Origin of the sequence: Lysinibacillus sp. NPDC097279 (assembly GCF_044761745.1) — a bacterium.
In the GTDB taxonomy this organism is placed as follows: domain Bacteria; phylum Bacillota; class Bacilli; order Bacillales_A; family Planococcaceae; genus Lysinibacillus.
Genome location: NZ_JBIWDA010000001.1, coordinates 37,751 through 57,274 on the forward strand (window position 1 = coordinate 37,751; position 19,524 = coordinate 57,274).

Annotated in this window: 17 protein-coding genes; 7 read left to right on the forward strand and 10 right to left on the reverse strand. The window is 37.5% G+C overall.

The window, feature by feature from the left end; translation table 11 throughout:
- The first annotated feature begins 69 nt into the window (after positions 1–69).
- The 3 genes from ACIQ1H_RS23010 to ACIQ1H_RS00195 all read left to right on the forward strand — a co-directional run bounded on the left by ACIQ1H_RS23010 (position 70) and on the right by ACIQ1H_RS00195 (position 3,407).
- Positions 70–1,821, forward strand: coding sequence for a methyl-accepting chemotaxis protein (locus ACIQ1H_RS23010; protein ID WP_483869764.1), 1,752 nt, complete (start codon positions 70–72; stop codon positions 1,819–1,821).
- A 139-nt stretch (positions 1,822–1,960) separates the two neighbouring features.
- The gene (locus ACIQ1H_RS00190) at positions 1,961–2,482 is read left to right on the forward strand and encodes a sigma-70 family RNA polymerase sigma factor (RefSeq protein ID WP_402885529.1); all 522 of its coding nucleotides are present in this window, start codon (positions 1,961–1,963) and stop codon (positions 2,480–2,482) included.
- Positions 2,469–3,407: a hypothetical protein gene (locus ACIQ1H_RS00195; RefSeq protein ID WP_402885531.1), complete on the forward strand. Its 939-nt coding sequence runs from the start codon at positions 2,469–2,471 to the stop codon at positions 3,405–3,407. Before ACIQ1H_RS00190 ends, ACIQ1H_RS00195 begins: the two co-directional genes overlap by 14 nt.
- Positions 3,408–3,791: 384 nt before the next feature.
- On the opposite strand, the gene ACIQ1H_RS00200 is transcribed toward ACIQ1H_RS00195, so the two are convergent.
- The 7 genes from ACIQ1H_RS00200 to nikC are packed head-to-tail and all read right to left on the reverse strand — an operon-like array spanning position 3,792 to position 10,439.
- Positions 3,792–5,057, reverse strand: coding sequence for a permease (locus ACIQ1H_RS00200; RefSeq protein WP_402885534.1), 1,266 nt, complete (start codon positions 5,055–5,057; stop codon positions 3,792–3,794).
- A 5-nt stretch (positions 5,058–5,062) separates the two neighbouring features.
- On the reverse strand, positions 5,063–5,761 hold the full coding sequence (locus ACIQ1H_RS00205) for a response regulator transcription factor (RefSeq protein WP_173477609.1): 699 nt from the start codon (positions 5,759–5,761) through the stop codon (positions 5,063–5,065).
- 38 nt (positions 5,762–5,799) lie between these two features.
- The gene (locus ACIQ1H_RS00210; protein WP_402885537.1) at positions 5,800–6,543 is read right to left on the reverse strand and encodes a sensor histidine kinase; all 744 of its coding nucleotides are present in this window, start codon (positions 6,541–6,543) and stop codon (positions 5,800–5,802) included.
- Between the two features lie 42 nt (positions 6,544–6,585).
- A complete protein-coding gene (locus tag ACIQ1H_RS00215; protein ID WP_173477607.1) occupies positions 6,586–7,578 on the reverse strand; it encodes an ABC transporter ATP-binding protein in 993 nt (330 codons plus the stop codon).
- Positions 7,575–8,588: an ABC transporter ATP-binding protein gene (locus ACIQ1H_RS00220; protein ID WP_402885541.1), complete on the reverse strand. Its 1,014-nt coding sequence runs from the start codon at positions 8,586–8,588 to the stop codon at positions 7,575–7,577. Before ACIQ1H_RS00220 ends, ACIQ1H_RS00215 begins: the two co-directional genes overlap by 4 nt.
- A gap of 13 nt (positions 8,589–8,601) precedes the next feature.
- Positions 8,602–9,522 (reverse strand): nickel ABC transporter permease, encoded by a 921-nt coding sequence (nikB, locus tag ACIQ1H_RS00225; protein WP_173477605.1) that lies wholly within the window; start codon positions 9,520–9,522, stop codon positions 8,602–8,604.
- A gap of 14 nt (positions 9,523–9,536) precedes the next feature.
- Positions 9,537–10,439, reverse strand: a complete 903-nt coding sequence (gene nikC, locus ACIQ1H_RS00230) for a nickel transporter permease (protein ID WP_402885545.1) — start codon at positions 10,437–10,439, stop codon at positions 9,537–9,539.
- 179 nt (positions 10,440–10,618) lie between these two features.
- Here nikC and ACIQ1H_RS00235 point away from each other — a divergent pair, with 179 nt between their 5' ends.
- From ACIQ1H_RS00235 to ACIQ1H_RS00250, 4 genes are all read left to right on the forward strand, one after another.
- On the forward strand, positions 10,619–12,178 hold the full coding sequence (locus ACIQ1H_RS00235; RefSeq protein WP_402885547.1) for a glutathione ABC transporter substrate-binding protein: 1,560 nt from the start codon (positions 10,619–10,621) through the stop codon (positions 12,176–12,178).
- 58 nt (positions 12,179–12,236) lie between these two features.
- Entirely contained in the window at positions 12,237–13,487 is a 1,251-nt protein-coding gene (locus ACIQ1H_RS00240) for an amidohydrolase family protein (protein ID WP_402885550.1), read from the forward strand.
- A complete protein-coding gene (locus ACIQ1H_RS00245; protein ID WP_402885551.1) occupies positions 13,484–14,695 on the forward strand; it encodes an amidohydrolase in 1,212 nt (403 codons plus the stop codon). Before ACIQ1H_RS00240 ends, ACIQ1H_RS00245 begins: the two co-directional genes overlap by 4 nt.
- Positions 14,696–14,982: 287 nt before the next feature.
- Positions 14,983–15,873 carry a DMT family transporter gene (locus ACIQ1H_RS00250; protein WP_402885554.1) on the forward strand — a complete coding sequence of 297 codons (891 nt, stop codon included), beginning with the start codon at positions 14,983–14,985 and terminating at the stop codon, positions 15,871–15,873.
- A gap of 590 nt (positions 15,874–16,463) precedes the next feature.
- Here ACIQ1H_RS00250 and ACIQ1H_RS00255 read toward each other — a convergent pair.
- From ACIQ1H_RS00255 to ACIQ1H_RS00265, 3 genes are read right to left on the reverse strand one after another with little or no spacing between them, the layout of a single operon-like run.
- Positions 16,464–17,663: an MFS transporter gene (locus tag ACIQ1H_RS00255; RefSeq protein WP_402885557.1), complete on the reverse strand. Its 1,200-nt coding sequence runs from the start codon at positions 17,661–17,663 to the stop codon at positions 16,464–16,466.
- 10 nt (positions 17,664–17,673) lie between these two features.
- On the reverse strand, positions 17,674–18,942 hold the full coding sequence (locus ACIQ1H_RS00260; RefSeq protein WP_402885560.1) for a TRAP transporter large permease: 1,269 nt from the start codon (positions 18,940–18,942) through the stop codon (positions 17,674–17,676).
- On the reverse strand, positions 18,923–19,420 hold the full coding sequence (locus tag ACIQ1H_RS00265; RefSeq protein WP_402885562.1) for a TRAP transporter small permease: 498 nt from the start codon (positions 19,418–19,420) through the stop codon (positions 18,923–18,925). The genes ACIQ1H_RS00260 and ACIQ1H_RS00265 overlap by 20 nt, the downstream gene beginning before the upstream one ends.
- Positions 19,421–19,524 lie beyond the last annotated feature (104 nt).

Consider the following 19,524-nt stretch of genomic DNA (forward strand, 5'->3'; position numbering starts at 1 on the left):
TTGGCGTTAATAAAGGTTAAAATTCTCTATGTATATAGTAATGAAAATGATGCGAAAAGGAGAATATTTATGAAAAAATCACAGAGATTGAGCGATAAGGTATTATTGTTCGCTAGTATTGTGGTAGTCCTTATTGTAGGACTAGTGATAGGTATTTTATATATGAATACGAATAATTCAGTTGAAGGAGCAATAGGTCGTGATGGCGTATCGAAAGCACAAACTATCGCCTCGCTTGTAGATGTGGAATCATATAAAAAATTAATTGATTCTGATGATGATAAGTCAACGTTATATAAAGATTTGCGTGAAGAATTAAATACATTACGTATACATAATGGTCTTTTATATGCTTATGTTTTATATCCACCTACAGAGGGTGAAAATTTGAAATTTTTAGTCGACGGCTTACCATTAGATGAAGAAATGGCTGGCGCTATGGGGGATCCATCTGAGGTTCTTACATATAAAGATGGTCAAAAGGCTATCGATCAAAATGGCTATTATTCAGCTATACAAAAAAGTGAAACATACGGGTCTCTAATGTCAGCTATTACCCCATTAAAAGATAGTGAAGGAAATACGGTTGCCTTTGTCGGTGTAGATATGATGGCAAATGATGTGCAGGCTGTTCAAAGCGATGTGTTAAAACATACGATTCCTTATATTGTTATTATTTTATTAATTGGTGGCGTAATTTTAATTGGTATTATTCGCTTTTATACAAATCGCTTATTACAGCCTCTTGTTGTTTTAAAAGATGTAGCAGAGCAATTTGCTGATGGAGATATTCGCAGTGCTGAACAAGGCTTAGATGCAATTAAAGTAGCAGGAAACAATGAAATTTCTGCTTTTGCCAGAGCATTTACACAATCCATGTATAAATTAAAGGAAACATTCCATTTGATTCATGGGACTGCTCTTAATTTACAACAAGCCATTGATAATATTCATTCTTCGACGGGAACAGTGAGTAGTTCGAACAGTGAAGTGGCAAATAGTATTGTGACGATTGCAAGTGGTAGCGAACAGCAACGTGCTAACAATGAAGAAGTTGTTCGTGCGATGGAGGAAATGGTATCAGGCATTCAACGTATGGCAGACGCTACATCGAATGTGGCGGAGTCATCGAACGATATTACGGATCGTGTACAAACGGGAGTGGCAGATTCTGAAAATGTTGTATTTAAAATTCATCAAGTTGAGAAATCTGTTCTAGCAACTTCAGATCATGTGACGGAAATGGGTAAGCAATTCCGCTCTATTGAAGAAATGGTAGCTGTTATTACAAGTATTGCAGATCAAACTAATTTACTAGCATTAAATGCGGCGATTGAAGCAGCCCGTGCAGGTGAGGCAGGTAAGGGGTTTGCCGTAGTCGCTGATGAAGTAAGAAAATTAGCTGAAATGTCTCGTGTTTCAGCTGAAAATATTCAAAATCAATTACAAAGTTTTAGCATTACGACAACAAAGGCATTGGAAGAGATGCAGACTAGCGCTACAAGTGTGAAAGATGGTAGTGAAGAAGTAGGCAAAATTGGCCAAGCATTAGTTATGATCTTACAAGCTGTGCAAAGCGTCAACCAAGAAATACAAGAAAACTCTGCTATTATTGAGCAAATGTCAGCAAGCTCAGAGGAAGTATTGGCATCTGCTGAACAAATGAATAATGTCATTATTATGAATGCAAATCGTGCAGAAAGTGTTGCACAGGCTTCAGACCAACAAATGACGATTGTCCATGATTTAGAGTCTGTCGTGGAAGAGCTAGAAAACAGCTCTAAAAAGATGTTCGATGCTATCAATCATTTTAAAATTTAACGACTTGCGTAGAGACTTTAACAATTGGCAAAGTATACTTAAGAAAAAAGTGCCTGAAAAATAGGCACTTTTTTTCATTTTAGTGAAACTATCTTAAAAGATTTTACGACTATAGGGTGAGTGTAAAGGGGGGGCTTTAGTGAATGAGCATTTAACAGCCATTATGGAAGAGCACGGCGAATATTGCCTTCGTGTGGCTTATTTATATGTGCGAGACTGGTCGATTGCAGAAGAAATCGTACAGGATGTATTTCTCGCCTATTACTTGCAACAGCACCGCTTTGAGCAAAGAGCTTCGCTTAAAACCTATTTAGTTAAAATTACAGTACATAAAAGCCATGATTATTTAAGAAGTTGGAAAAATAAACGACATCAATTATTTGGCAAGTTTCATTTTGGTGTAAGTAAAGGGACTCCAGAAAAAGATCTCATCAAAGCGGATGAACGAGTGACGTTGAAAGCAGCTTTATTTGAGCTACCCATAAGTTATAGGGAAGTGTTAATTCTTTATTATTATCAGGAATTAAAAGTGCGTGAAATTGCAGAAGTGCTTAGTTGTACTGAAAATACTGTGAAAACAAGGTTACGTAGAGCGAGACAAATGCTACAAGACAAACTCGAACGAAGCGATTGGGAGGTGCTTGGAGATGACATCTTTTAAAAAGAAGCTGGATAAAGAAATTGGAGAATCACCACGTTTTACGAAAGCGTTACAGGAGCGTATTGTCCAGAGCGCAGAGCAACAACAGCAGCCTAAACAAAATGGCGGTTGGCAGTACCCCACAATTATAGTTGCAGCAATTGTGACGCTACTTTTTTTAATCGCCAGTGGACCGTGGCAACGAACAGAGTATACTCAGCATGCTTCTATTGTTGAACTAGCACAAAATGAAGAAATACAACAATTGTCCATTGTACAAAATTGGGATGAAGATTCATTTAATGCTGGTAGAATAGGTTGGGTTATAGGGCAACAAGAGTACTTAAAAGGGGCTGACACGAAGCTTCTAGAAAGCATACTTCAGAAGGCAGTTGTAGCACAGAAATCGGATGATTATTATGTAGTGCGAGATTTTTGGATAGAATTTAGTAATGGGCAAGCAGTTAAGCTAAAAATGTTAAAAAATAATGAACAAATCGCCTTTCTCGATGTAAAGACCAATCAGTTTTATAAGGTCAATGATGAGGAGGCTACATTAGCATTTGCAGACTTTGATTTTCAGGATATTGACTTTAACTTTATAGCATTTCTTATATGGATCGGCGTTATTATACTAGTAGGTTGGGTAGCTGATAGGGCGGTTCGTTGGAAATTTAACATCCCAAAAGAGCCGAAGTATGTAAGTGACAACCATCAACGCACGGTTTTTATTTTTAAGTTCATAAACTTTATTGCGTTTGCTACATTTAATCTAAAAGGTTGGATTATATATATTGCTGCTGATTTTACGCTTATTTTTATATTATTGTTGATTAATACAGCAATCGAATATTATTTTGGGCGACATGAAAAAAGGCATTACTTGGCATTAACAACTACGATTTTTTCGTTTATTGTATTTATCGCTTTTGTCATTTGGGTTTAAAAACATCTAAGCTTGTCCGCAAAAGGGTTCTTACTATCACCTTGACCATACTGTCCGGACTCGATTTATATTGGCATATTCCCCCTTAATTTATAGTAGACTGCTAGCAATACATATAAAGTTGATTGGAGTGGAGGACGGGCGACTCCTGCGGGAACAGCACAGTACGTAAGACGCAACAGACCGCGCGTTAGCGAGGGTTGCGGCTTACGATGTGCCCGCGGAAAGCGCCCGCACGAAGCGGAAATCAAAGGCAGTAGTCATCCCCTATATTAGTTTTAAATAAAAAAGACTATAGACAAATTCGAAAAACTTCGAGTTTGTCTACAGTCTGAGATGTTTCGCTAGTTTGCGAAGCATCTTTTTTGTATTTGTATACGGAGGCTAATCGTCAGCTGTTGGCAAACGACTCGCCTGCTGAAGCATGAATTGAGTGATGCACGAGATGATAAAGCTTACGGCTAGACCATACAAGACACCAAATTGAATGCCCAAGCTACTACCAATCATAATAGAGAGCAATATGGCGAACCAGCTATGCTTATGAATCGTTCTCTTTGTAAATAGTAGAATAATGATAAACGGTAACATTGTAATATGGATAAAGGCAAAGCAATATATTACGCTTAAAATCGTTATTTTAATGGATAAAAATAGACTAAATAATAGCACCATTAAGCCTATTAAATAGTAATAATAGGGTTTACGTGTAGAAAAGAAGTGTTTTGTTGCACGCATTTCTACAATTAATGTAGTCACAATTGCCAAAATCGTTATTATAAGAAAAGCAAATGTAAGAAAACCTGGCTGCACCTCATATAAAAAAGTGAGCACTAAAATTTGAAATTGGCCGTATGAGCCACTATACAGTGCAATCATTAAAATTGCTGTAAAGGATAACGTTAATAAAGCTAAAACGACACCTGAAGAAAATAAGCTTCGGCGTACTTTTTTAGGTTTAATAAAGGCAACTAAATACCAAGTCGATTTATCAAACAGCACTTGTCCTAAAATAGCTAATTGGATGACAACATAAAACAACAGGATTTCACTGTTTTTAAAGTAAAATAAATATGGATGGTATAAACGAATTCCTTCATAAACAGTGCTTGCTCCATTTTGCACAAAATAAAAAATAGGGATAAAAATGAGTAGAGAAAATAACAGTATAATAAATAACGTATCTAGCCATAATATCCCTTTTAAAGACATGAAACGGTCCAATACTAACATGCCAACTAGAAACATTGCTAAAGTAATTGGCACTGGTATATTGAACATAATAGTTGATAATACACTAATACTAATGAATTGAATGAGCCAAATTTCAATGCCTGTAAGCAAGTAAAACAGCCGTATGACTTTTAAATTGATTCCACTTAGTTTTTCATGCATTTTCATCATCAAAAAACTTTGTTGGTGTTGGCTTTGTGAATAGCCGCTGTTATTTAAAAAAGAACCGAGAACGATAAACGAAATGGCTGTTGCTATTGTATAGCAAATACCCGCCATAAAACCATAAGAAATAAGTGCGGATGGGGAGGATAATAAAAAATTACCACTAATCCATCTTGCTAATAATATGATAACACCCGCTGTCGTACTTAAACTTGCTAGCGGTACAAGAAGTGAAAGTTTTTTAAAATACATATGTTTTACTGCCCTTTATACTTTTGTGATACTTTGTATTGACGTGGCGACTGATGATATTTTTTCTTAAATGCGACACTGAAATAATGCTGACTATTAAAACCACAACTTTCAGCAATCGTAGACATACTGGCTTCCATGTTGTCATTCATCTTTTTTATAGCCATCTCTAAACGGTAATTATTAATATACTCGTTAATGCCAATCGATTGCTCCTCTAAAAATTTACGGCTTAAATAGCTTGGATTTAAATGAATTTTTTCAGCAATAATATTGAGTGTAAGTTTTTCATAATAATTTTCATGAATATAGGAAAGTGCACTTTGAATGGCATCATGGTTGGAACTCCACACTTTATATTTTTCAACAATAGCATTTAATTCACTCGCAATAACTGGCTTTGTTAAATAATCCGTCACCCCGATGCGTAGAGCTTTTTGTGCGTATTCAAAGGTCTGAAATGCCGTGACCATAATAATATCTAATTCATAAAGATCTTTTAATTCCTTGCTCAACGTTATACCATCCTTTCCAGGCATTTGGATGTCTAAAAAGGCGATGGTCATACGATGCTTTTTTGCTAATTGTAATGCTTGAGAAGCATCGAGAGCCGTGTGAAATTTCCAATTTGGAAAATGTGGCTTTAATAAATAAATCATTTGTTCTAGTTCTAATGGCTCGTCATCAGCGATTAATATATTCATGTTGCTTCATCCTTTCCTTTAGGACTTACTTCTATTGCTTACGCAGGAACATGAATAGTAACGGTATAAATTTCCTTCTCGCTAACGGTCGAAAATAAAATATTTTCAAGCCCGTATATAAGTTGGAGACGTTTTTGAACATTTTCAAGTCCATAGCCTTGCTGCAATGCATCTTCAGTATGGTTAAGTGCCGAATCAATTGGCTGTGTATTTTTTATTTCAAGCAATAATATATTGTCCATTTTTTTTATATAAATAGATAGCTCTGCAGGTCCGATGTGCTTCTCAAAGCCATGTTTAAAGGCATTTTCAATAATTGTTTGAAAAATAAACGGCGGTATTTTGACTGAGAGAGCATCATTATCGATAAATTTATTGACGGTTAAACGATGACCGAAACGTAGCTGCTGAATATTTAAATAGCTCTCAACAAATTGGACCTCGTTTTTTAAAGCGATTAAGACATCGTGATCATTATATTTAAATTTAAAAAACGTTGCTAAAGCTTCAATACCTGCAACTAAATCTTCTTTACGATTAATGCGGGCTAGGCTTAACAAAGAATTTAAAGCATTAAAAAAGAAGTGTGGTTGTATTTGCTGATTCAGTTGAAGTATATTCGCACGCTGCAAATCCTGCTCTAGCTCCAAATGTCTTTTTTCTTCTTCAAGACTATCAATCTGTTTTTCAAAAATAAATATAAATGTAAGCAGAAAAGCTCCAATGATTGGAGCGATTACACATAGGAGAATATATATGTTGAATGTTTCTAGTTGTAACATAATGAAAATGACCTCTCCTGTTTAGTATAAGTGTAAGTTACATTAAACTAAATTTTCTGCAAAATGGCAAGCTACCTGATGCGTCTGATTTATTTCCCGTAGCGCTGGGATTTCCACTTTACATTTATCGGTTGCAAACGGACAACGTGTATGAAAGCTACAGCCTGAAGGAGGATTTAGAGGGGATGGAATATCTCCCTTCAAAATAATGCGTTCCTTCCGATGCTGCTTATCGATAATCGGTATAGACGAAAATAGTGCTTTTGTATAAGGGTGAAGCGGCTGAGAGAAAAGGGAATGCTTGTCGGCTATTTCGACAACTTTTCCGAGATACATTACCATAACCCGATCAGATATATGTCGCACGACACTTAAATCATGCGAAATAAATAAAAACGTCAAATCTAAATCACGCTGTAGTTTTTTTAGTAAATTTAATATTTGAGCTTGAATAGACACATCTAATGCAGATACCGATTCATCACAAATAATAATTTTTGGATTGACTGCAAGTGCTCTCGCAATACCGATACGTTGTCGCTGTCCACCAGAAAATTCATGTGGATAGCGCTCGAGGTATTCTGGACGTAAACCAACGAGAGTCATTAATTCTAGCATTCGTGACTCCTGTTGCGCTGGCGGTACAATTTTTTGAATAGACATCGCCTCTGTCAGCATTTTGCGAATTGTTCTGCGCGGATTAAGGGAAGCGTAAGGGTCCTGAAAAATAATTTGCATATCCTTTCTTGCAGCCCGCAGTTCTTTTTTATTCATCTCTACTAAGTTTTTGCCGAACAATAATACTTCTCCTGATGTCGGTTCATCCAATCGTAAAATAGCACGACCTGTTGTCGATTTCCCACAGCCTGATTCCCCAACAATGCTTAGCGTTTCACCTGGCATAATATTGAAAGAAACACCATCTACAGCTTTCACAACTTGCTGTGGACCAAAGAGTTTTTCTTTTTTTAAGAAAAAATGCTGTTTTAAGTCGTTTACTTGTAATAATGGTTGCGCGTTTTTATTCATCGTCATACTACCATCTCCTCCTTCACTGATTCACCTTGCCATTTTTCACTATACATCCAGCATCTTACCTTCTTATCGGACTCTACTGTAATGAGCTCTGGTTGCTGCACACGACATAGCTCCGTTGCAAACGGACAGCGTTCAGCATAACGGCAGCCATTCGGATAGTGATATGGACTTGGTACAGTACCGTGGATTGTCGATAGCTCTTCTTGATCTTCATAAAGTTTTGGTAATGATTGAATTAAACCCTTTGTATAAGGATGGAGAGGCTTCTCAAAAAGGCTATCTGTAGAGCCTTCTTCTACTACTTGGCCCGCATACATTACCGCAATTTTATCGCAAATTTCCGCTACTACTCCGAGGTCATGTGTGATAAAAATAATGCTCATTCCTAATTGCTGTTGTAAGTTTCGAATAATATCAATAATCTGTGCTTGAATCGTTACATCTAGCGCGGTTGTTGGCTCGTCAGCAATTAATACATCTGGTGTGCAAGCTAAAGCCATTGCAATCATAATACGCTGTCGCATTCCACCACTTAATTGATAAGGCTCCTGCTTTGCTCTTTTTTCTGGAGCTGGTATGCCGACTAGACGAATCATTTCAACTGCCTGTTGCCAAGCTTCCTTACGGGACAACCCTTGATGTAAACGTATTGTTTCAGCAATTTGCTCACCAACTGTTAAGACGGGATTTAGGCTCGTCATCGGCTCCTGGAATATCATTGATATTTTATTGCCCCTAATTTTCCGTAGCTCTTCTTCTGACAGTTTCATTAAATCTGTATTGTTTAGTAGTATTTCACCATTAATGATTTTACCTGGTGGTGAAGGTACTAATCTGAGGAGAGAAAGAGAAGTCATGGATTTCCCACAACCCGATTCACCAACAATGCCTAACGTTTCTCCTTTATGAAGTGTAAACGATACGCCATCTACAGCCTTTGCGACCCCTTCACTAGAATAAAAATATGTTTGTAAGTTTTTTACTTCCAATACAGTATCTCGTTTCATGATCATTTCCCCCCTAATTTAAATCAATTCGTTTATTAAATATTCTGTATAAAATATCGACAAAGAGATTGATAACAACAAATATTAATGAAGCTACAAGTACGCCGCCTTGTACAACGGGTATATCTCGAGTACGAATAGCATCCACAATCATACGACCAAGTCCGTTTACGGCAAAAACAGATTCAACTAATACTGTTCCTCCAAGTAAAGTACCAAACTGTAATCCTACTACTGTAATGACAGGTATTAACGCATTGCGTAATGCGTGTTTTAAAATGATAACGTAACCTTTTAATCCCTTTGCTTTTGCTGTACGGATGTAATCTTGATTGACAACTTCAAGCATACTGGAGCGTGTCATTCGTGCGACAATAGCAGCACCTCCAGCACCGAGTGTAATGGCTGGTAAAATAATATGCTTTGCACTTTCCCATCCTGCTACAGGCAGCCAATGGAGCTGTACTGAAAATACATACATTAATAAAATGCCAAGCCAAAAGCTTGGTAGAGAAATGCCGAGTAGCGCAACAATCATTAACCCAACATCTAAAATTGAATAGGGACGTATTGCTGAAATAATTCCTGCAATAAGACCTAACACAATGGTAATTAAAATACTATATATCGCCAGCTCAATTGTAATCGGTAAGCGTGCCGTAATTTCCTCAAAAACTGGTTGCTTATTTTTTAAGGAATTCCCCATATCGCCATGTAAAAGATTGTTTATATATTCTCCGTATTGAACATATAAAGGTTTGTTTAACCCTAAGTTTTCGCGTAATTCTTCAACCGTTTCATTTGAAGCACCTTCACCAGCTAAAATCAACGCAGGATCACCAGGAATCATCTGCATAATTAAAAACACAACGAGTGTTACACCTAATGTAACAGGGATAATTTGCGCAATTCGTTTTAAGATAAATAGTGTCATATCGCTACACTCCTTTAATTTTTCATTCTCGGATCAAGTGCATCTCGTAAACCATCTCCAAATAAGTTAAAGCCGAGGACAAGTATCGAAATCATCAGCCCAGGAAACATCGCCATATATGGAGCAGTAAAAATAAAATCTCTACCGTTAGAGAGCATGGCTCCCCATTCTGGTGATGGAGGCTGAGCACCTAAACCTAAAAATGATAAGCCGGCTGCTGATAAAATGGCTGTAGCTAAACGCATAGATGCTTGCACAATAATTGGTGATAAAATATTAGGGAAAACATGCTTCGCTAAAATTGTCACATCGTTCGCACCAAGTGTTCGGACAGCATCAATGTATTCCAATTTTTTAACTTCCATCGTAGAACCGCGCACGATACGAGCGAACATCGGTATTGAGAAAAAGCCAACAGCAATTGTGACATTAATTAGGCTTGGTCCTAATGCACTGACAATCGCCAATGCTAGTAAAATACCAGGGAAGGCGAGCATGATATCTAAAATTCGGCTAATAATGGAATCAATCCATCTGCCATAATAGCCTGCAATAAGCCCTAATAACGTGCCAATCGTTCCACCAAAAAGTACGGCTGAAAAACCGACACCAATTGACAGGCGTGAACCATATAGTATTCGACTAAAAATATCACGACCTTTATCATCCGTCCCCATTAAATGATCCAAGCTAGGTGCCTGCAATTTTTGATCCAACTGCACATCATATGGATCGTAAGGAGCAAAGATTGGCCCGATAAGAAACATAATTAAATAAAGAAGAATAATGATACCACCTGCAACAGCTGCTTTATTTTTTTTAATTTTGTTAAGAAAACCAATCATATTTTTTTTCCGAGATGCTTTGCGAGCATCCGATAATAGCGAATGATCTATCGTTGTAGTTACTTTCTCCATAATGATTTCTCCTTTTTTTAGATGTGATATCAATTTATTGAAAAGAGAACAGAAAGTAAATATTCCAGAACGTATTAGTCAGAAAATTTAAAAAACAAGTAAAGATTTTAAAAAACAAGTAAATTTTATTTCTTTATAATTCGAAATGTAAGCAACAATTTAACAAGGAGGAGTAATTTATGAAGAAAATGAAATTGTTTTTATTTTTAGCGCTTATGACTGTCGTTATTTTGCAAGCTTGTTCGACCGCAAGTAACAATAGTACAGAGGGATCAAAGGAAGGATCGAAAAGTGTAGGAGGGGAACTTATCGTTTTAAGAGCTTCAGATGCTACAAGTCTTGACCCACACTTTATTACAGATATTCCTTCAGCAAATATTATTCATGGGAAAGTCTATGAAACATTAGTAGCTTTTGATAGAGATCGAAAAATTGTTCCGTTACTAGCAAAATCATGGGAGCAAAAGGATGAGTTAACGTGGACCTTTACTTTAAATGAGGGCATTAAGTTCCATGATGGTGAAGATTTTAATGCTGAGGCAGTAAAAGCGACATTCAATCGTATTTTAGATCCAGCGACAGGCTCACCACAACGCGATAAGCTATCTATGATTAGCGAAGTTGTAGTAGATGATACGTATGTTGTGACATTAAAATTAAAAAATCCATATGCACCACTTCTTTCGATTTTAGCGAGCCAAGAAGGTAGCATAATTAGCCCGAAGGCCATTACGGAATCAGCAGATCAGTTGGCAACAAATCCAGTAGGCACGGGTCCATTTATTTTTGAATCTTGGAAAACAGGTCAAGCAATTACATTAAATACAAATAAGGATTATTGGGGTACTGTACCGAAAATTGATAAAGTGACATTTAAAATCGTCCCTGAAGATTCAACTCGTTTAGCGATGATCGAAAGTGGGGAGGCCCATATTGCCGATCAAGTGCCAGTGACCGATATCGCTAGAATTGAAAATTCTTCAACAATGAATTTATTCCGCACAGAAGGACTTGCTGTTGAATTTATCGGTTTTAATGTGAAAGACTCGTTATTATCGAATGTCAAAGTACGTCAGGCAATTAGCTATGCTGTTGACCGCGAGGCAATTATAAGTGGGATTTATAATAATGTAGGTACACTTGCAAATTCAGCAATGAGTCCAAAAGTTATAGGTTATTCAAATGAAACAAAGGCCTATGATTATGATGTTGTAAAGGCAAAACAACTGTTAAAAGAGGCAGGGATTAAAGAAGGCACTAAACTGAAATTACTGACAAGTGATCGCAAAGAGCGCATTAATATGGCTGAGGTTGTGCAATCTCAATTAAAAGGTATTGGCTTAGATGTAGAAATTCAAGTAATGGAATACGGTGCATTTATTTCAGAAATTACGAAAGAACAGCATCAATTATTTATTAGTGGCTGGGGTAATGTAACTGGTGACGCTGATTATAACCAATACAATCTGTTCCACACAGCTTCAATGGGCGCACCAGGAAATCACTTCTATTATAGTAATCCAGAAATTGATAAGTTAATTGAAGAAGGTCGTACGGAATCAGACCAAGCTACTCGTAATGACATCTACAAAAAAGCGATGCAATTAGAGTTAGATGAAGCGGTATATATTCCTGTTCGAAATTATGAGCATTTAGCAGTTTATAGTAATGCTGTAAAGGGCTTTTGGTTAGATGCGTCCAATTACACAATGCTTAGCGGAGTGGAAATTGTCCAATAAGGCTATAGGGCACTTGTTTTATGAACAATCATCAAAATACGAATTAGGAGAGTAAACTATGAGCACAATATTGCTAAAAAATGTGAGATTAGAAGAAGCTTTTGAACATGATAACGAGCACATTGTTGCGACTCGTACAGCTATTTATGATGTCCTAATTGAAGATGGGCAAGTAAAAAAGGTAGATAAAAATATAGTAGTTTCCGAAGATGTTGAAGTGTTGGATGCCCAACATCAATTGTTAGTCCCTTCCTTCCGAGAAATGCATATTCATATTGATAAAACGTATTTTGGTGGGGAATGGCAAGCACCAAGACCCATTACAAAAGGAATATTAACACGCATTGAGGAAGAACAGACGCTATTACCGAAGCAATTACCAACGGCTGCTTATCGTGCTGAGGAAATGGTGAAATGGCTTATTGCTCAAGGGCATACACATATTCGTTCCCATTGTAATGTCGATCCACAAATTGGCACAAAGCATATTGAAATTACAAAGCAAGTGTTAGAGAAATATAAGGAACAAATTACGTATGATATTGTGGCCTTCCCGCAGCATGGTCTTCTTCGTTCAAATGTAGAAGGATTAATCCGAGAGGCAATGACAATGGGGGCAACATTAGTTGGCGGTGTTGATCCATCGATAGTGGATCGCAATATCGAAAAATCACTCCAAACGACAATGCAAATAGCTCAAGATTATAACACAGGGATAGATATTCATATTCATACTGCTAATACATTGGGCGAATTTGAGTTTTATAAATTGATCGATTTAACAAAGCAAGCCAAAAAAGAGGGGCAAGTGACAATTAGTCATGCAATGGCGCTCGCAGATTTAGCGCAGCCGCAATTAGAAAATCTAGTACATGCAATGGCTTCTGTGCAAATGGATGTGACAACTACAGTACCGATTGGGATTAATCGTTCTACAATTCCGATCCCTTATTTATATGAAAAAGGGGTGAAGGTATCAGTTGGGCATGATAGTTTAACAGATCATTGGTCCCCATATGGTACAGGCAATACTATTACAAAACTAAATGTGATGGCTGAAAGATTCCGTTTTATGGATGAATATTCTTTAAGTCGTGCATGGAAATATGCTTCTGGCGGTATCACTCCTTTGAATGATGAGGGGGAGCGTGTATGGCCAAAGGCTGGTGATGTCGCGAATATGTTGCTAGTAGATGGTGTTAGTACGGCACATGTTGTAGCTAGAAGATGTCCAATCTCTACTGTCATTTCGCAAGGCAAAATAATTCACCAGCAGGAAGTTGGAGAGTTGAAAGGAGAATACAGATGAAGCAGTGGCTTACAAACGTTCTACTTGAAACAGGCGAGTATATAAAAGATAATGATACAGTTGGTACAAAGGTCGAGCTTTTTAACATTGAAATTACTGAAGGTGTAATTTCGCAAATTATTCCAGCAACACAAGCAATTGATGCTTCTCAAAACGTTACAGATATGAAGGGCAAGCTTCTTTTACCAGCTTTTAAGGAAATGCATAATCATTTAGATAAAACATATTTATCATTACCTTGGAAAGCTGTCACACCCTCAAAAGATTTAAAAGATCGATTGGCACAAGAAGCAAGAGAGCTACCGATTTTAGCACATACGGGAAAACAGCGTGCTGTGGCAATGATTGAAAAAATTATTAGCAACGGAACGAATCATATTCGTACCCATGTAAATATAGATCCGTATATAGGGTTGAAAAATTTAGAGGGTGTATTAGCGGCATTAGATGATTATAAAAATATTGTAACAGCAGAGATCATTGCATTTCCGCAGCATGGCTTACTAAGAGATAATGTACCTCAGTTACTCCGTGAAGCATTACGCAACGGGGCAACAATGATTGGTGGGCTTGATCCTGCTGGAATTGATAATACGATTGAGCGCTCTCTCTACGAAACAATGGATATTGCCCATGAATTTAATGTCGATGTGGATATTCACTTACATGATGGCGGTCATGTCGGCTACTATACAATAGATAAATGGCTGGATATGGTGGAAGAGACAAACTACCAAGGTAGAACAGCAATAAGCCATGCCTTTGCATTAGGTGATGTATCAATAATGGAACAACATACTATTGCCAATCGCCTTGCCGAGCAACAAGTGAAAATCATGTCTACAGTGCCCTATAATATTAATCGTGTGATGCCACCAATTGATTTATTGTCAGAGCATGGAGTCGATGTGCATTTTGGTTGTGATGGATTTTTTGATTCATGGAGTCCATATGGTTCAGGCGATATTTTAGAAAAAGTAACGACGTTTGCAGACATTTCCCGAAAACTGGATGAGCGTTCTATTCGTCAAACATTAAAATACATTACAAATGGTAGGACGCCGTTAGATACAAATGGTCAAAAGGTTTGGCCAAATGTAAATGATGAGGCAAGCTTTGTATTTTTTGACGCAGTATCAAGCGCTGAAGTCATTGCAAGAAGACCTCTAGCACGTACGGTCATGTCTAAAGGAATATTTATTCGTTAAAAACATTGGAGAGGCATACCGAATTGTGCCGTTCTTATAATAAAATTATCTCCCTTAAATAATTTTATATAGATGAAAATCCACTTACATTCCTGTGCTGAAGTATCGCTTTCATGGTGATAGCGATACTTAGCAAAGGAAGGCAAAGCGGTTTTTTTAATTTGTAGCAATGTTTTCACTTGTTTCGGCATTTAGTGGCATTTAAACCTAGGCTGAATCAAGAGAAAATCTCGACGGTATTACGCCAAGACGTAAATGATTATTTTTCATGTGAGAAGGAGCAATAAATGAAACAACTAACAACATACATGATTTTATTTAGCTGTGTATTTTTTTGGGCTAGTAACTTTATAATAGGCGCTATTTTAATTCATCATTGGGAACCGATAGCGATTGCCATTTATAGGCTGATTGTCATTGTGCTATTTTTAGGGTGTATAAGTTGGCAATCTATCATCCATCTATCCGTTACGCGCCGCGATATTTTATTACTCATTGTAGCTGGCATTTTAGGTGTTGCGATTAATCACTATAGCTTTTATGCAAGTCTTCAGCATACTACGCCAATAACAGCAGCACTCATCTTAGCTTGTGCACCGATTGTTACGTCTTTACTTAATAAAATAATCTATAAAGAATATCGAAACAGTATTTTTTGGATTGGTGCTATTATTTCATTAGTTGGCGTTTCGATGATTATTACAAAAGGAGCATTTATCGGCATATCAATTGGTAAAGGTGAAATTTTAAGCTTGATTACGATGATGAGTTTTGCGCTGTTCCTAATTATTGTGAATGACCTTAGCGCCAGAATTTCAGCGGCGGCCATTACATTTTATACAAATTTAATTGGTCTAATGGTTCTCATGCCATTCGGAACGTCAATAGTAGCCCAGAAAAATATGCAAGTGGCATTTCCATATTGGTTACTGCTAATCGTTTCAGCCATCATTATTCATGGAATAAGTAATTTAATGTGGAATAGAAAAATGAAAGAAATAGGGTCGACAAATGCATCGCTTTTGTTAAATTTTGAACCAGCAATAGCGATGATTTTAAGTGCTATTATATTAAGTCAATTGCCAACTAGCATCCAAATTTACGGTTCTTTGTTGATTCTTTTAGGGATTATCCTTTGTATTTACTATAAAGAAATTAAAGGTTTAGTTTATAAATAAGGTGTACTGCACTGTTGATTTCCGCTATGGGCGGACGCTTTCCGCGGGCACAGCGTAAGCCGCAACCGTCGCAAATTGCGCCGGCTGTTGCGTCTTACGTTCCGTGCTGTTCCCGCAGGAGTCGCCCGCCCTTCGCTCCAATCAACAGAAAATTGTTTGAGTGCCTGGCACCTCTCTTAGATTCCTGGCATAATACCGGCTCCTAAAGCGTAAAAATCCACTGCGCTTTCCGCGGGCACACACGTAAGCCGCAACCCTCGCTAACGCGCGGTTTGTTGCGTCTTACGTTCTGTGCGTCCCCGCAGGAGTCTACGTGGATTTTTACTTGGTAAGTCGCACAAAGTAAGCCACAACCGTCGCTGTCGCGCCGCCTGTTGTGTCTTACGTGTTGTGCTGTTCCCGCAGGAGTCGCCCGCCCTGCGCATCAATCTATTGAAAATTGTATGCGTGCCTGACACTTAAAAAAACTTTAAAAGCGTAAAAATCCACTTCAATTTCCGCTGGCACAACGTATGCCGCAGGAGTCGACGTGGATTTTACTTGGATGGAGAATGGTATGCGTGCCAGGCACTAAAAATGGGCACTAAAAATTACTGTGTATCTTTTTTATACAATGTGTAATTTAGAAACAGTATATATATTATAGGAAGGAAAGCGGTTGTGATGACGATACCCAACCAATTAAAATGCAGCCATAATGGACTGAGTAACGTACTTCCGCAAGCAACACCAATATAATAAGAAACGAGATATAGGCTTGCCGCACTGCCTTTTTGATGGATTGCTGTGCGACTTACTGTTGCTGATGTTAAGGCATGGGCTGTGAAAAATCCTAAGCATGCTATGCAAAGCCCTACAATTACGATAATGAGTGAATCGCTTAATGTTAGAATTATTCCACTAACTAATAAAAAGACCCCATATGTTCGGACGCGATGAATGCCTATTTTTTCTGCAAGTGTGCTAGCGATGGGTGAACCGACGATACCTAAGCAATACGCTAAAAAAACAAACGATATCATTTTCAATGAAAGTGAAAAGGGCGGTTCAATTAAATAATACGGGATAAATGACCACAAACCACTAAAGGATGTTTGGAGTATAATTCCTAGTCCGAACAAGATAAGCAGTTTGGGATTTTTTATATGGAGCGCAAAGCCTTGTAAATCTTTTGAAATCGTCCGATTGTTGACCGTAAAATTTTTAGATTTTGGTAGTGTAAGTAACACCATTAAAAAAATTGCAAAACCTAACAAAGCTAGTGAACTAAACGCAGTCTCCCAAGAATAGTGTTCAGTTACATAGCCCATTAGGAGACGTCCAATTGTCCCCCCAAGCGCGTTACATGAAATATAGAGAGAAGTAGCAAATCCCATTGATTGGCTATCAATCTCTTCGCTAATATAGGCAAGTGCTGCAGCAGGAACGCCAGCAATCGCAAAGCCTTGAATAAAACGTAATAAAATAATAGTTAGAAAAGAATCAGTTAATGGCATAAAGAGAAAAGGAATGACAGTTAGAATGAGGGAAAGTCTAATGAAAAGTATTCTTCCATGTCGATCCGATAAAAAACCTAAAACAATTAAGCCGATAATAACAGATAATGTCGTAATCGAAACTGCAAGGCTAGCAAATGAAACTGAAACATGAAACTGTTCTGTAAAAAAGGGGAGCAATGGTTGTACTGAATACATCGCAGCAAAAACAAAAACCGATGCTCCTCCTAAACTAATAATAATTTGCCAAAATTGACGATCTTGAATCGAATACCCTTTTGTCCCTCTGTCCATAAGGAAGCCCTTATTTCATTTGCTCTGGTAACCAAAGCGACAATTGTGGTAGTACAACTACGATAGCTAAGAACACAATCATTAAAATAATAAATGGAATAACCCCTTTGACAACTTCGCCGAGTTTTTCCTTCGCAATACCACTTACTACGAAAAGGTTCAGACCTACTGGAGGTGTAATCATACCTAGCTCCATATTGATTGTCATAATAATTGCAAAGTGAATTAGGTTGATATCGAAATGGACAAGAATTGGTAGCAAAATTGGTAATGTAATTAAAATAATTGAAACCGCCTCTAAGAACATTCCCATAATAAAGAATAGTATATTTACAATAATCATGAAAATCCATTTGTTTAAATCACTTTCCGCAATCCAAGCCCCAACTTGCTGAGGAACTTGCGCGTTCGTTAAATATAACCCGAAGAGTGAAGCAGCACCGATAATTAAGAAAATCATCGCTGTAATATTAATAGATTCAACTAATACTTCACGGAAATCTTTTAACTTCATTTCACGGTAAATGAATAGAGATACGATTAAACCATAAAATACAGCAATAACTGCCGACTCAGTAGGTGTGACAACCCCAGAATAGATTGTTCCTAAAATTAAGAACGGTAAGAAGCCACCCCAAATGGCTTTTAATGATTTACGGCCACGCTCCTCCCAAGTGGCAGGTTTATCGCCATTGAAACCATTGCGCTTTGCATAGACGATGGCAGCAACGATTAAAATGCCTGTTAACGCAAGACCAGGAATAACACCAGCCATGAACAATTCCCCGATGGATTGTTCGGATGTAATACCGTAAATGATTAAAGGAACACTTGGAGGAATTAAAATTCCTAGCGTACCACCCGCTGCAACAAGTCCCATCGAGTAACGCTTTTTATATCCCGCAGAAATCATTGCAGGAATCATAATTGATCCAATTGCAGCGGCAGTTGCAGGTGAAGAACCTGAAATGGCTGCGAAAATAGCACAGGCAACAATCGTTACAACTGCAAGCCCTCCAGGCAGATGTCCAATCCAGGCACGTAATGCTTCAATTAAATATTTTGAAATCCCGCCACGTGCCATTAGTACACCAGCAAGAACGAATCCAGGAATGGCCATCATCGGGAATGAATCTAGCGCAGTGAAAATACGCTGAGGAATCATATTCATATTAAAATCGATTTGAAAGAACACTAAGATTGTTGAAAGTGCTAGGCTCACTGCGACTGGTACACGTAAAAATAATAAAACAAAGAAACTAAGTAAGAGGATTAGCATATTCTTCGTCCTTTCCTCGGATAATATTAACTAGTCTTTCTACGAATCTTAATAAAAATAAAACGCCAGAAATCGGTAGTACTAAGTAGACAACCCACATTGGAATACCGATATCAAGTGAAACCATGCCTGATGTAAAGCGATTCTCAACTAATACAAAACCGTAGTACGTATAAATTAAACAAAATACGATACTTAAACTAGTGGCGATAAAATCTAAAATGCGTTTATTTGATGGTTTTAATTTATCGTATAAAATGTCTACTTGGATGTGCTGATTGTGACGTAGTGCTAAGCCAAAGCCGAGGAACGTTCCCCAAATAATTGCGTAACGTGCTAATTCTTCTACCCAAGCTTGAGGTTCGTTAAAAACATAACGCATCATTACACCGTAGAAGATTAGTGCAATACCAGCTACGAAAAAGAATCCCGCAAGGATTTCCTCTAAATAACCCCAAACTTTATGTAAAACATTCATCCTGATGCCTCCTTAAAATATAAGATGATAAGATTATTCTTCTATAAAGTAAAACAAGTTTGTAAGCGATTTACTTTAAGAAAAAGAGTGAGTGTCGATTACTT

Coding starts and splice junctions, on each gene's coding strand:
- ACIQ1H_RS00235 (WP_402885547.1), top strand. CDS start 10,619: ATGAAGAAAATGAAATTGTTTTTATTTTTAGCGCTTATGACTGTCGTT.
- ACIQ1H_RS00255 (WP_402885557.1), bottom strand. CDS start 17,663: ATGGACAGAGGGACAAAAGGGTATTCGATTCAAGATCGTCAATTTTGG.
- ACIQ1H_RS00210 (WP_402885537.1), bottom strand. CDS start 6,543: ATGTTACAACTAGAAACATTCAACATATATATTCTCCTATGTGTAATC.
- nikB (WP_173477605.1), bottom strand. CDS start 9,522: ATGACACTATTTATCTTAAAACGAATTGCGCAAATTATCCCTGTTACA.
- ACIQ1H_RS00240 (WP_402885550.1), top strand. CDS start 12,237: ATGAGCACAATATTGCTAAAAAATGTGAGATTAGAAGAAGCTTTTGAA.
- ACIQ1H_RS00205 (WP_173477609.1), bottom strand. CDS start 5,761: ATGAATATATTAATCGCTGATGACGAGCCATTAGAACTAGAACAAATG.
- ACIQ1H_RS00220 (WP_402885541.1), bottom strand. CDS start 8,588: ATGAAACGAGATACTGTATTGGAAGTAAAAAACTTACAAACATATTTT.
- ACIQ1H_RS00250 (WP_402885554.1), top strand. CDS start 14,983: ATGAAACAACTAACAACATACATGATTTTATTTAGCTGTGTATTTTTT.
- ACIQ1H_RS00215 (WP_173477607.1), bottom strand. CDS start 7,578: ATGACGATGAATAAAAACGCGCAACCATTATTACAAGTAAACGACTTA.
- ACIQ1H_RS00245 (WP_402885551.1), top strand. CDS start 13,484: ATGAAGCAGTGGCTTACAAACGTTCTACTTGAAACAGGCGAGTATATA.
- ACIQ1H_RS00265 (WP_402885562.1), bottom strand. CDS start 19,420: ATGAATGTTTTACATAAAGTTTGGGGTTATTTAGAGGAAATCCTTGCG.
- ACIQ1H_RS00195 (WP_402885531.1), top strand. CDS start 2,469: ATGACATCTTTTAAAAAGAAGCTGGATAAAGAAATTGGAGAATCACCA.
- nikC (WP_402885545.1), bottom strand. CDS start 10,439: ATGGAGAAAGTAACTACAACGATAGATCATTCGCTATTATCGGATGCT.
- ACIQ1H_RS23010 (WP_483869764.1), top strand. CDS start 70: ATGAAAAAATCACAGAGATTGAGCGATAAGGTATTATTGTTCGCTAGT.
- ACIQ1H_RS00200 (WP_402885534.1), bottom strand. CDS start 5,057: ATGTATTTTAAAAAACTTTCACTTCTTGTACCGCTAGCAAGTTTAAGT.
- ACIQ1H_RS00260 (WP_402885560.1), bottom strand. CDS start 18,942: ATGCTAATCCTCTTACTTAGTTTCTTTGTTTTATTATTTTTACGTGTA.